Genomic DNA, 11,513 nt, shown 5'->3' with positions numbered 1-11,513 from the left:
GGACGCGGGTCGGCGGCGCGGCCGACGGGGGGATTCACACAAAAGGGCGCTATCGGCGCGTTTGTTTGACTTCGCCCGGTTCGGGCGAGCAGGCTGACCGACGTCGTCGCGCCCTGCCCTCTTTTTTCCGCAACTCCCCCCGGCGCCCGGCGCTTTCCCCCGCTGTCCCGTACCGCCCTGTTCCGCTTCGTTTCCCCCGCCCCCACCGAAGTCGACGGAAGGCTGACGCAGGAGATGCCGCTGCGCACGATGGTCCTCGGCCTCGGCCGCGCGGGGGCGGGTCTCCACCTGCCGGTCCTCGCCAAGGCGCGGGACCTGCGGCCCCGGCTCTTCGCACCGGAGCCGGTGATCGCCTTCGACCGCGACCCGGCCGAACGGGCCCGGGCGGCGGGCGACACCGGTCTGCGCGTCGTGGACTCGCTCGCGCGGGCGCGGGAGTCGCTGGACCCGGAGCACACGGTCGTGCACATCTGCACCCCGCCGCTCGCCCGCGCCGAGGTCGTGGCCGAACTGCTCCGACTCGGCTTCCGCAGGCTGCTGTTGGAGAAGCCGCTCGCGGCGGGGCCGCGCGATCTCGCGCGGCTGGTGGAGCTGGTGGGGCGGCCCGGTGTCCAAGCCACCGTCGTGGCGCCCTGGTTGGCGAGCACGCTCACCGACCGGCTGATCGCCCTCGTGGAGGAGCGGCCCGGTCTCGGCGCGCTGCGGCAGATCTCGGTCGTGCAGGACAAGCCGCGCTTCCAGCGCACGCTCGCCACCTCGGGGCACCCCACGGCGTTCGACATCGAGATCCCGCACGCGCTCGGCGTCCTGCTGCGGCTGGCCGGGGACGCCGAAGTGGTCGGCGCCTCGTGCACCGACCTGGACGTGGACGGACGGCGGCTGCCCCGGCTCGGCGGCGCCGAGGTGCGCCTGGCCCACCGCGACGGCGTGCTCGCCGACATCCGCTCCGACCTCACCTCCCCGGTGCGCGAGCGCCGGATCACGCTCGGATTCGACGGCGGCACCGCCGTCGGCCACTACCCGGCCGACGCCGGCGACCACTACGCCCAACTGCGGCTGACCACACCGGAATGCCCGGCCGGGGACCGCGAGGTGTTCCGCGACGACGCCCTGACCGCGTTCATGCTCCGCGCCTACGCCGACTTCGCCGGGGACGACGGCCCCTGCCCCACGGACTTCGCGCGGCAGGCGCGCGTGGTCGGCCTGCTCACCGACGCCAAGAATCTGGCGGCCCCGCCCGACGCCTCGGGCCCACGAAGGGAGTTGGCCGGTGCCCGCTGAACAGCAGACCGCCGTACAGGCGGACGAGCCGTTGCGCCTCACCGGGATCGGCGACGAGGCCGCGCTCGGCGTGGAGGGCCAGATCGCGGCCGTCAGCGCCTTGGGCTGGCGGTCGATCGAGCTGCGGACCGTGGACGGCACGCCGGTCGCCGACCTGTCCCCTACCGCCTTCGACCGGGTCGCGGGGACGCTCGCGGACGCCGGGGTGTCGGTCGCCGCGGTGGACGCGAGGATCGGTGGCTGGGCCCGCCCGGTGACCGGTGACTTCGCCGCCGACCTGGCCGAACTCGCGGTCCTGGAACAGCGATGCGCCCGGCTCGGCACCCGCTTCGTCCGCGTGATGTCCTTCCCGAACGACGGGCTCGACGCCGACGCCTGGGAGCGTGAGGCGCTGCGCCGCGTCCGCGAACTCGCCCACCGCGCCGCCGAGTCGGGCCTGACGCTGCTGCACGAGAACTGCTCCGGCTGGGCGGGCGCCGACGCGACCCGTACGGTCCGCCTCCTGGAGACCGCGGGCCCGGGGCTCGCCCTGCTCTTCGACACCGGCAACGGCCCCGCGTACGGCTACGACGGCCACCGGCTGCTGACCGAACTGCTGCCGTACGCCGACCGAATCCTGCACGTCCACGTCAAGGACGCCGTCATCGCCCCCGACGGCCGCCCCGCCTACTGCGAGCCGGGCACCGGCGACCTGCGGATCGCCGACTGTCTGCGCGCCCTGCTGGCCCACGGCTACCGGGGCGCGCTGTCGATCGAACCGCACATCGCCGTACGGCCGCACGAGGACCACCGCGATCCGGAGGAGCGGTGCCACGCCGCCTTCGTCAGGAGCGGGGTGGCGCTGCGGAATCTGCTGGACGCGTGCGCGCGGGTGCCCGGCGGCACCATCGCGCACACCCCGCCGGACGGGGCGGCGTTGCGGGAGCCCGCTCAGTGAGCCCGCTCAGCCCCGCCGACCGCACCCTGCTGCTCGACCTGCTCGCCCTGCCGACGGCCGGCCCGCTCGAATGCGGCCCCGACGCGCCCGCACCCGCGCTGTGGGAGGCGCAGCGCCGTTACGCGGGGGCCGCCGCCGAACTCGGTTTCACCGTCCTGCACCACGCGGCCCCGCCGCCCGCCTGCGTCGACCGCGACGACGTACCGCTCCTGGTACGTCAAGCCGCCGCCGAGCGGCCGGAGTTCCTGGCCTGCCAGCCCAGCCTGGTGCTCGCCCTCGGCCCGGCCGGGGCACCGCGCGACCGTACGGTGATGTTCAACGTCCACCTCGACACCGTCGCGGGCCTCGAACCGGTCTCGTTCGACGGTGACCGCTTCCACGGCAGGGGCGCGATCGACGCGAAGGGCCCGGCCGTCGCGCTGCTGGCCGGACTGCGGCGCGCCCTGCGGGAGCGGCCCGAACTCCCCCGCGACACCCGGATTCTGGTGCAGGCCGTCTCCGGCGAGGAGGGCGGCGCGCTCGGCGCCTTCGGCACCCGTCCCCTCGTGGACGCCGGGCACCACGGGCGGCTCAACGTCTTCTGCGAACCCACCGGCGGCCGGGCCCTGACCCGCAGCACCGCGGCCATGACCGCGCGGCTGAGCGTCCGCGGCCGCGACGCGATCGACGACCGGCCCGAGGCGGGGCACAACGCCACCGTCCTGCTCGGCCATCTCGCCCAGCACCTCGCCGCCGCGCTCGACCCGCGACTCGACCCGGCCGACGGGCAGGTGTGCGTGGCGGGCCTGCGCACCGGCGACCTGCACAACCGCGTCTACGGCAGCGGCGACCTGCTGCTCAACCTCTCCTACGGCTCGGCCGCCACCGGACGGCGGCTGGAGCGGCTGCTGGGCGACGCCGTCGCCGAGGGGCTGGAGTCCTTCTGCGCCGCCTTCCGGCACAGCCGGCGGTTCGCCCGCACCGCGGCCGACGCGGCGGACATCCTGCGGCTGGACTGGCTCAAGCGCGGCCTGCCCGCGCTCGACGGCGACCCGTCGTGGCTCGGTCCGCTGCTCGACCGCGCCGAGGTGCCGCGGTGGCCCGCCGCCGAACCCGCCTTCACCTGCGACGCGATCTGGATGTCCGGCGTGCCCGACGCCCACACCGTCGTTCTGGGCCCCGGCAGCCTGGACGCCAACCGCGCCCACGCCGCGGGTGAGTTCGCCGATCTGGCCGACCTGGACGCCTTCGCGGCCACGGTCCCGCGCCTCCTGGCCGCCTTCGACGCGGCCGTGTCGCCTGCCGTGCCCGCGCCCGTCGTACCGCTCGCGCCGTCCGCGCCGCCGTCACTTCCCGCGCCGTCCACGCCACTTGCGCCGTCCACGCCCGTCAGCAGGAGGAACGAGCCCCATGCCGTTGTCGAGCCCACCGCAGTCGACCCTTCCGGCGCGGGCGCCGGACCGTACCGTGCGCCTCGCGTATGAGGAGTTGCTGACCTTCGTCACCGGCGTCTTCACGCGGTGCGGTCTCGCCGGGGAGCGGGCGGTCACGGCGGCCGAGGCGCTGTGTTACGGCGATCTGGCCGGGATGAGCTCCCATGGCGTGACGAATCTGACCCGGCTGTACCTGCCGCTGTTCGAGGAGCGCCGCGCCGACCCGGCGGCCGAGCCGGACCGTACCGTGGATCTCGGCGCCGCGGTCCGCCTGGACGCCCGGCGCGCGCTCGGCCTGTGGGCCGCGGCCGACGCGATGGACCTGGCCGTCGAGCGCGCGGAGCGCTTCGGCGTCGGCCTGGTCAGCGTCCACAACGCCACCCATCTGGGCTGCGCCGGGTACCACGCGGCCCGCGCGGCGCACCGCGGCATGGTCGGCCTGGTGGCCTCCAACTGCGGCCGTCAGCGCATCGCCCGGCCACCGGGCGGCCGGGTCACGATGCTCGGCACGAACCCGCTCGCCGTCGCGGCCCCTGCCGGGCCGCGCCACCCGTTCGTGCTCGACATGAGCACCACCGTCGTCCCCACCGGACGCGTGCGCGCCGCCGCCCGCGCGGGCCGGGCGGTGCCCGAGGGCTGGCTGACCGACGAGGCCGGGCTTCCGGTCACCGACCCGGCGGCCTTCGACCGCGGCCAGGCGTACCTCGGCTGGCTCGGCGGCGCACCGGAGACCGGCGCGTACAAGGGCTACGGGCTCGGGCTCGCGGTGGAGGTGCTGGCCGGTCTGGTCAGCGGCTCCGGCCTGGGCCCGGCCCCCGAGGCGCTGGACGGGGACGGGCGCCCCTCGGGCCGCGACGACGACATCGGCACTCTGGTCGCCGCCATCGCCCCCGCCATGCTCCGCCCGCGGGAGGACGTCGCCTCGGACGCCGACTCGCTGTTCGGCAGCCTGCTCGCCTGCCCGCCGGTCGACCCCGCCTCCCCCGTACGCTACCCCGGCTGGACCGAGGGCGCGACGGCCGACGCCCACCGTGCGGACGGTGTGCCGGTCACCGCCGGGCAGTACCGCGAACTCGGCGATGTGGCAGGGCGGTTCGGCCTGACCGCGCCCGTCCCGCTGGACGGGGGCCTTCGCCGATGACCCGGCACTCGATCGCCGTCGTCGGCCTGGGCGTCATCTCCCGCTTCTACCTGGCCGCCCTCGACGCCTCCCCGGCGGCCCGCCTCGCCGCCGTCTGCGACCGCGACCCGGCCGCGCTCGCCGCCAGGGGCGGACAGGACGCGTCCGGGGCCGTACCCGCCTACCGCGACCACCGCGAACTCCTCGCCGCCGGGCCGCCGCTCGACGGCGTGGTGATCACCGTCCCGAACGACGCCCACGCGGCGCTCTGCGCCGACTTCCTGCGCGCGGGCGTACCGGTGTGCGTGGAGAAGCCACTGGCCCTCACCGGCGCGGAGGGCGCCGGACTGACCGCGCTCGCGCAGGCGTCCGGGGTGCCGCTGTTCACCGCCTTCCACCGGCGCTACAACGCGGCGGTCAGGGCGCTGGCCGCCGGGCTGCCGCGGGACGTGCCGGTCGAGCGGGTCACGGTCCGGTACTTCGAGCGGATCGAGGAGCACATCGGGCGGGACCGCTGGTATCTGGACCCGGCCCGGTGCGGTGGCGGCTGCGTCGCCGACAACGGGCCCAACGCGTTCGACCTGGTACGGCTGTTGCTGGGCGAGGTGACCGTCGAGACCGCCCGGATCGGCTACGACGGGACGGGGCTCGACCGCAGCGCGACGATCGGGCTGCGCTCCGTCTCCGGCGCCGCGCGTGCCACGGTCGAGCTGGACTGGTCGTATCCGGGCGAGTTGAAGGACGTGACGGTCACGCTGGCCGACGGGTCCGTGCACCACGCCGACATGCTGGCCGGGCACCAGGGCTTCAAGTCCTCGCTCCGGCACGAGTACGCGGCGATCCTCGCGGACTTCACCGCCCGGCTCCGCGGTCCCTACCGCGCCGACCACGGCGGTACGGCGGCCCTGGAGCTGGTCGAGGCCGCGTACCGGCGTACGGAGGTGACGGCGTGCTGACCCCGCCCGCGGCGCACGAGCCCGCCACGCACGAGCCCACCGCTCAAGTACCCAGCGCTCAAGAGCCCGCCGTGCAAGAGCCCACCGTTCAAGAGCCCACCGTTCAAGAGCCGACCCCCGAAAGGGCTGCCGCCCCGCGCGAGGACGGGCTCAAGCGCACCGTCCACGGCTGTCTGGTCAAGGTCCTGATCCACCGCCGCGACGACCGCGGCATGGCCCTGGAACCCCACGCCAGCCGCTGCGTGCGCGCGGGCGAGGTCCATGAGCTGGTCACCACCGACCACACCGACAGCGCGCCGGGGGCGCGGATCGACCGCGTGGGCTTCCTCGGCTTCGTCGAACTGGACCGCGGCGGCGTCATCGACCGCGGCGACACCGTCCGTATCGGCGGACGGACCGTCGGCACGGTCCTCGGCTTTGACGCCTGCCACTTCCCCAACCACTACAACATCCTCATCCACGCCGACGCCCCGGTGACCGGCGCCGACCTGGAACTCACCCCCGAGACACCGGTCAGCTTCGAACAGACCCCGCCCCCACACCCCTGAGAGCCACGCCCATGCCGCAGGTCAACCCCACCGCCGCCGCCCCCGACGCCCTCCAGGCGCTCACCGAGCTGACCCGGGTCTCCGCCGAGGGCCTGGCTCCCGAGATCGCCGAACTGGTCCGCCTGCACGTCTCGCAGATGAACGGCTGCGCCTACTGCACCGCCCTGCACCACGACGCCGCCCTCGCGGCGGGCCACCCTCCGCTCAAGCTCGCCGCTCTCCCCCAGTGGCCCGACTCCCCCGACTTCACGCCCGCAGAGCGCGCCGCCCTCGACCTGGCGCGGCACCTCACCCGCCCCGCCGACGGCGCCGTCCCGGCCGCCGTCCACGCCGAGGTCACCACCCTCCTCGGCCCCGAAGCCACGGCCCGCCTGATCTGGACCGTCGCGGCGACCAACGCCTGGAACCGGATCGGCATCGCCACCGCGACCCGGCCGACGGAGGCCGAGGAGCCCCGCGCGAACTGACCGCCCGACGGATCAGGAGGCGGTCAGGCGGGTGCGCCAGCCGTGGCAGATCATGGGCATCACGACCAGGCCGTCCCGCATCTCGGCCGTCTCGCGGACCTTCGCCCCGATCAGGTCCGCGAGTTCGCGCTTCTGGCCGTCCGGCAGGGCGATGTACCTGCTGTAGGTGGCGAACATCGCGACGACCTCCTCGACGGTCAACTCGGCCGTCCAGGTGACGACATGAGCCTGCGGCGGCGCGAAGGGGACACCGTCGGGGAGCCACGGTCCGTCGGACATGCGCTGGATCAGGTCGCCGATCCAGTCGTCGTTGCCCATCTCGTCGTGGACGTAGGCGTCCAGCACGTCCACCCAGGGCACCCGCCGGTCGCGGCGGGTGTAGAGGATGCCGAGCGAGCCGCCCGGGGTGAGCACCCGGGCGATCTCGGGGAGCGTGAGGGCCGGGTCCATCCAGTGCCACGCCGAGGACACCGTGACCGCGGCGACCCGCGCGTCCGGCAGCGGAATGCGTTCGCCGAACCCGTGGAGCACCGTCGCCCGCGGGCAGACACCGGTCAGCACCCGCCGCATGCGCGCGTCGGGTTCGACCGCCACGACGTCCTCGACCCGTTCGGCGAGCCACCGGGTCAGCAGACCGGTCCCGGCGCCCAGGTCGAGCACCGAGGGGCAGTCCGCGGGCAGCAGCCAGTCGAGCATCCGGGCCGAGGGACCCACCCGGTAGCGGTCGTAGTCCCGTGCCGCGGCCCCGAAGGACAGGGCGAGGCTGGACAGTTCGGGCACGGCACTCCGTAGGTCGTCGGGCGCGGCCGTCGTACGGCCGGGAACAGGGCAGGACCGGTCGCGGGACCGGACCTCGGGTACCGCGACCGCGCGGCCTCAGAGGCCGCGCAGCCCGGTGAGCACCCGCTCCAGCAGCGTGACGTCCGGCCGGCCCTCGGCGTACGTGGGCTGCTGGACGATGACGAAGCCGCTCTCGGCGAGGTCGCCCACCAGGACGCGGGTCACGCCGAGCGGGATGTTCATCAGCGCGGAGATCTCGGCCACCGATGTGAGGTTCATGCACAGCCGGCAGATCGCCTGCTGCTCGGGGAAGAACCGCACACCGCTCTCCCAGGCGAGAGCGGTCGTACCGACCAGGGCCTCCAGCGCGAAGTCGGTCCGCGCCGTCGTCCGGCCGCGGGTGACGGCGTACGGACGGACGAACGGCGAGTTGCGCCTTCGGTCTCGGTCTCCACTCACGAACGCACATCCTTCCGGGTGTGATTCGGACGGCCCATCGCGCCGGCCCTCAGCCGGCCAGCGCGTTCTGCAGTTCCCTGCGCACGTCGGGCGTGAGGACGTCGCCGGTCCGCTCGACCAGCAACGCCATCTCGTAACCGACGACCTTCATGTCGCAGGTCGGCGAGGCCAGCACCACCAGCACGGAGCCGTCGCTGACCGACATCAGGAAGAGGAATCCGTTCTCCATGTCGACGACGGTCTGCGTGACCACCCCGGCCTCGAAGAGCAGGGCCGCGCCCTGCGTCAGACTCGCCAGGCCCGAGGCCATCGCGGCGAGTTGCTCGCCGCGGTCCCTGGGCAGGGACGCGGAGGCCAGGAGTTGAACGCCGTCCGAGGAGATCACGACCGCGTGCGCGACTCCCGGCACCTGCTTCACGAAGTTGGCGATGAGCCAGTTCAGGTTCTGTGCTTCGTTGCTCAGATCGCTCATGGGTGTAGCTGCTTCCTATGCTGCCGAGGACGTCGTCCGACGGCGCTACGGACAGGGGAAACACGGGAAACACGGAGGTCGTGGGAGCTGTGAGTCCGCTCATAGCGGACCCGATCCGCCCGGCGTCCGGCCGGGCCCCTCGCGGTCGGACCCATCCTTACCCTGTCTGACCCCTTGGTGGAAGTTCGACAGCCGATCCCTCATCAGGTTCGCCGCGCGCGGGGCGGTGGGCGCCGCGTTCGGCTGCGGCACCGGGCCGCGCGGGCGCGCCTCGGCCGAGAGGTTGTTCAGGGGCACCCGCCGGGGCAGACCCTGGGCGGTCGTGCCTCCGGTCGCCTGGCCGCCCGTGTCCTCGGGTCCCGGCCGGGCCCACGAGGGCGAGGTGTGACCGGGGTTGCCCGGCGGCTGGGCCGGCGGGCGGGGTTGCGCCTGCGGCCGGAGCTGCGCCTGGGGTTGGGCCTGCGGCAGGGGCTGCGGACGCTGGGCCGGCGGCTGGACCCGCTGGTGGGGCAGCGCCTGCGGCTGCGGCGGGACCTGCGGACGTACGTGCCCCTGTGGGGGCTGCGCCTGCTGCGGTCCCTGCCCGGCCGGCCACTGCGACCTCATCGCGTCGAAGATCGGTAACCGGTCGGACCCGTGCCCTTCCAGGCGCGCGACCGCCTCGGCCTCCTCCTCTTCCGAGGCGAACCACGAGAAGTCGCCGTCGGGGCCGCCGCCCTCCTCCTGGTCGTGGAACCACGGGAAGCCGCCGTCGGGCTGACCGGAGTGGCGGCCCGCCGGAACGTCGTCGTACGACCGGCCGCGCGAGGGCGTGCCCGCGGGCCCGTAGGGGCCGTCGAAGCGCGGGTCGCCCGCCTGTCCGGCCGCGACCCCGCCGCCCGGCAGTCCGGCCATCTCGCCGGTGTCGTACGGTCCGGGCCGCAGCGCCGACTGGTCGAAGACCTGCGGGCCGTCCACCTCCAGCTCGCTCGCGGACACCAGCAAAGTCAGTGGGATCCGGATGAGCGCGTTCAGGCCGGTCCTGCCCGTACTGGTCAGCCGCACCTGGATGCCGTACTTGGCCGCCAGCCGGCCGACCACGAACAGGCCCATGCGGCGGGAGATCGCGACATCGAGGACCGGGGGCTCGGCGAGCCGCCGGTTGATCCGCTCCAGCTCCTCGGGCCGGATGCCGATGCCCGCGTCCGCGATGTCCAGGACCACATCGCCCGCGGTGAGCATCTTGGCGCCCACCAGCACCTGGGTCTCGGGGCCGGAGAACGTCGTGGCGTTCTCGATGATCTCGGCCATCAGGTGGACGACGTCGGTGGCGGCATGTCCGACCACCGCCACGTCGGGCAGTTCGTAGAGCACCACGCGCTCGTACTGCTCGACCTCGGCGGTCGCGGCGCGGACCAGGTCGAACAGCGACACCGGCTGGTCCCAGCGGCGGCTCTGCTCCTCGCCCGCGAGCACCAGCAGGTTCTCGTTGTTGCGGCGCATGCGGGTGGCGAGGTGGTCGAGCTGGAACAGGGCGGTGAGCTGGCCGGGGTCCTGCTCGCTGTTCTCCAGGTCGTCGATGAGCTGGAGTTGGCGCAGCACCAGGCTCTCACTGCGCCGCGAGAGGTTGGTGAAGATCGCGTTGACGTTGGAGCGCATCCGCGCCTGCTCGGTGGCGAGCCGGACCGCCTCGAAGTGCACGCGGTCGAAGGCGCGCGCGACCTGGCCGACCTCGTCCTGCGACTGCACCTCGATCGGCTCGACCCGTACCGGCCGGTCCGTCTCCGAGGGGTTCACGTCGCGCAGTCGGCGGACCGCGCCCGGCAGCCGGTTGTCGGCCACGTCCAGTGCGGACACCCGCAGTTGGCGCAGCGGCCGGACCACGGACCTGGCCAGGATCAGCGCGCCGAGGAAGGACAGCGCGACCACGGCGACGATGATGGCGATGTTCTGGTAGAGCTGGGTGCGCACGGCCGACAGCAGGTGCGAGGACCGGTCGTTGAGGTCCGCCACGGTCTGCCGTTCGACGGTGCGTACGGCGTCGAGCTTGTCGGTGATCTGCTGGAACGCGGTGGCCTTGGTGATGCCGAGGCTGTCGAGCGGGATGTCCTCCTGCGCGGCGGTGGCGACCACCTGGATGGTGCCGTCGGCCGCGCCGACTTTGTCGCCGCTGACCGTCGACTGGTACAGGTTGAGCAGCGAGGTCGACGCGTTGTTCGTGAAGGTGCCGTTGGCGGTCTCGAAGTGCGCCTGCTCGATGTTCTCCTTGAGCTCCAGTGTGAAGCCGCGGTCGAGCGCGTCGACGATGAAGCCGCGTTCGCTCGACGTCTGCTGCTCGATCTGCTCGATCGAGGCGAGCGTGGTGACCAGGCTGCCGAGCATGTGGTCGGAGCCGACCGCCGCGAGCTGCTGGCTGAAGTCCAGCAGATTGCCGATGATCGTGCTGTAGGCGCTGAAGGTCGGTGTGTTGGCGCCGTGGGCGAGGCCCTTGGTCGAGGCGCGCAGCGGGGTCAGGTCACCGAGCCGGGCCTCGGCGCGCACGCCGATCAGGCGTACGGCGGCGGGCAGCGCGTCGACGCTGCTCCGGTGTTCGTCCAGGCTCTGGCCGAACGCCTTCACCTGCGCGTTGGTGGCCCGTTGCGCCGCCGCGAGCTTGTCGTCCTTGGCGGTACCCGACCCGGTGAGTGCCAACTGGGTGAGGTCGCGTTCGTCGTCGAGCGCGCTGACCAGCGTGGACACCTGCCGGGCGAGTTGCGCCTGCCCTTGGATATGGGCCGCGCTCCGGAGGTTGCCGACCGCGGAGAACACGCGCACGCCCGCCAGCGGAATGATCGCGATCAGCGGGACGAGCACGAGGAGCAGCATGCGATTGCGCAGCCGCCAGTCACCGAGCTTGCGTTTGGTCCAGAGCCTGGAGCCGAGCCCGGTGAGGGGGGAGATCCATTTCGGTGCGGGCGCGCGACCCCGTCTCCGCGCGCTCGTCATGCCGTCGCCGCATCGTGCTGTGTCAAGCGGTCCCCGCATGTCAACGGATTGCCGGCTCCGTGAGACCGCTGGTCTTCCATTCACTAACCCTTAACCCTCATAACGCCGCCGCATGGC

11 protein-coding genes are annotated in these 11,513 nt (G+C 73.6%); 7 read left to right on the top strand and 4 right to left on the bottom strand.

What is annotated here, in order from left to right; genetic code table 11:
- Positions 1-234: 234 nt before the first annotated feature.
- From ACIQCJ_RS28900 to ACIQCJ_RS28870, 7 genes are read left to right on the top strand one after another with little or no spacing between them, the layout of a single operon-like run.
- Positions 235-1,281 carry a Gfo/Idh/MocA family oxidoreductase gene (locus tag ACIQCJ_RS28900; protein ID WP_402712995.1) on the top strand — a complete coding sequence of 349 codons (1,047 nt, stop codon included), beginning with the start codon at positions 235-237 and terminating at the stop codon, positions 1,279-1,281.
- Complete coding sequence (locus ACIQCJ_RS28895) at positions 1,271-2,218, top strand: sugar phosphate isomerase/epimerase family protein (protein WP_402712994.1); 948 nt, start codon at positions 1,271-1,273, stop codon at positions 2,216-2,218. The genes ACIQCJ_RS28900 and ACIQCJ_RS28895 overlap by 11 nt, the downstream gene beginning before the upstream one ends.
- A complete protein-coding gene (locus ACIQCJ_RS28890) occupies positions 2,215-3,681 on the top strand; it encodes a M20/M25/M40 family metallo-hydrolase (RefSeq protein WP_402712993.1) in 1,467 nt (488 codons plus the stop codon). The genes ACIQCJ_RS28895 and ACIQCJ_RS28890 overlap by 4 nt, the downstream gene beginning before the upstream one ends.
- Positions 3,665-4,771 carry an Ldh family oxidoreductase gene (locus ACIQCJ_RS28885; RefSeq protein ID WP_391048451.1) on the top strand — a complete coding sequence of 369 codons (1,107 nt, stop codon included), beginning with the start codon at positions 3,665-3,667 and terminating at the stop codon, positions 4,769-4,771. Before ACIQCJ_RS28890 ends, ACIQCJ_RS28885 begins: the two co-directional genes overlap by 17 nt.
- Positions 4,768-5,706 carry a Gfo/Idh/MocA family protein gene (locus tag ACIQCJ_RS28880; protein ID WP_402712992.1) on the top strand — a complete coding sequence of 313 codons (939 nt, stop codon included), beginning with the start codon at positions 4,768-4,770 and terminating at the stop codon, positions 5,704-5,706. Before ACIQCJ_RS28885 ends, ACIQCJ_RS28880 begins: the two co-directional genes overlap by 4 nt.
- Positions 5,700-6,254, top strand: a complete 555-nt coding sequence (locus tag ACIQCJ_RS28875; RefSeq protein ID WP_402712991.1) for a DUF6917 domain-containing protein — start codon at positions 5,700-5,702, stop codon at positions 6,252-6,254. The genes ACIQCJ_RS28880 and ACIQCJ_RS28875 overlap by 7 nt, the downstream gene beginning before the upstream one ends.
- Positions 6,255-6,265: 11 nt before the next feature.
- Positions 6,266-6,721: a carboxymuconolactone decarboxylase family protein gene (locus ACIQCJ_RS28870; protein WP_402712990.1), complete on the top strand. Its 456-nt coding sequence runs from the start codon at positions 6,266-6,268 to the stop codon at positions 6,719-6,721.
- A gap of 12 nt (positions 6,722-6,733) precedes the next feature.
- Here ACIQCJ_RS28870 and ACIQCJ_RS28865 read toward each other — a convergent pair whose 3' ends face one another.
- The 4 genes from ACIQCJ_RS28865 to ACIQCJ_RS28850 form a co-directional block, all read right to left on the bottom strand.
- Complete coding sequence (locus ACIQCJ_RS28865; protein ID WP_355333319.1) at positions 6,734-7,501, bottom strand: methyltransferase domain-containing protein; 768 nt, start codon at positions 7,499-7,501, stop codon at positions 6,734-6,736.
- A gap of 96 nt (positions 7,502-7,597) precedes the next feature.
- Positions 7,598-7,960 (bottom strand): DUF742 domain-containing protein, encoded by a 363-nt coding sequence (locus tag ACIQCJ_RS28860; protein WP_188283832.1) that lies wholly within the window; start codon positions 7,958-7,960, stop codon positions 7,598-7,600.
- A 49-nt stretch (positions 7,961-8,009) separates the two neighbouring features.
- On the bottom strand, positions 8,010-8,432 hold the full coding sequence (locus tag ACIQCJ_RS28855) for a roadblock/LC7 domain-containing protein (RefSeq protein WP_355333321.1): 423 nt from the start codon (positions 8,430-8,432) through the stop codon (positions 8,010-8,012).
- A gap of 99 nt (positions 8,433-8,531) precedes the next feature.
- Positions 8,532-11,396: a nitrate- and nitrite sensing domain-containing protein gene (locus tag ACIQCJ_RS28850; RefSeq protein ID WP_402712989.1), complete on the bottom strand. Its 2,865-nt coding sequence runs from the start codon at positions 11,394-11,396 to the stop codon at positions 8,532-8,534.
- Between the last annotated feature and the right edge of the window lie 117 nt (positions 11,397-11,513).

It is taken from the genome of Streptomyces sp. NPDC093221 (genome assembly GCF_044753885.1).
Lineage (GTDB): Bacteria > Actinomycetota > Actinomycetes > Streptomycetales > Streptomycetaceae > Actinacidiphila.
The sequence above is the reverse complement of the archived record's forward strand: the minus strand, read 5'-3'. Positions and strand labels throughout refer to the sequence as shown.

Bases quoted from the DNA above. Each gene is read 5' to 3' on its own strand.
- ACIQCJ_RS28855 (WP_355333321.1), bottom strand. From the start codon at position 8,432: ATGAGCGATCTGAGCAACGAAGCACAGAACCTGAACTGGCTCATCGCC.
- ACIQCJ_RS28900 (WP_402712995.1), top strand. From the start codon at position 235: ATGCCGCTGCGCACGATGGTCCTCGGCCTCGGCCGCGCGGGGGCGGGT.
- ACIQCJ_RS28850 (WP_402712989.1), bottom strand. From the start codon at position 11,396: ATGACGAGCGCGCGGAGACGGGGTCGCGCGCCCGCACCGAAATGGATC.
- ACIQCJ_RS28870 (WP_402712990.1), top strand. From the start codon at position 6,266: ATGCCGCAGGTCAACCCCACCGCCGCCGCCCCCGACGCCCTCCAGGCG.
- ACIQCJ_RS28880 (WP_402712992.1), top strand. From the start codon at position 4,768: ATGACCCGGCACTCGATCGCCGTCGTCGGCCTGGGCGTCATCTCCCGC.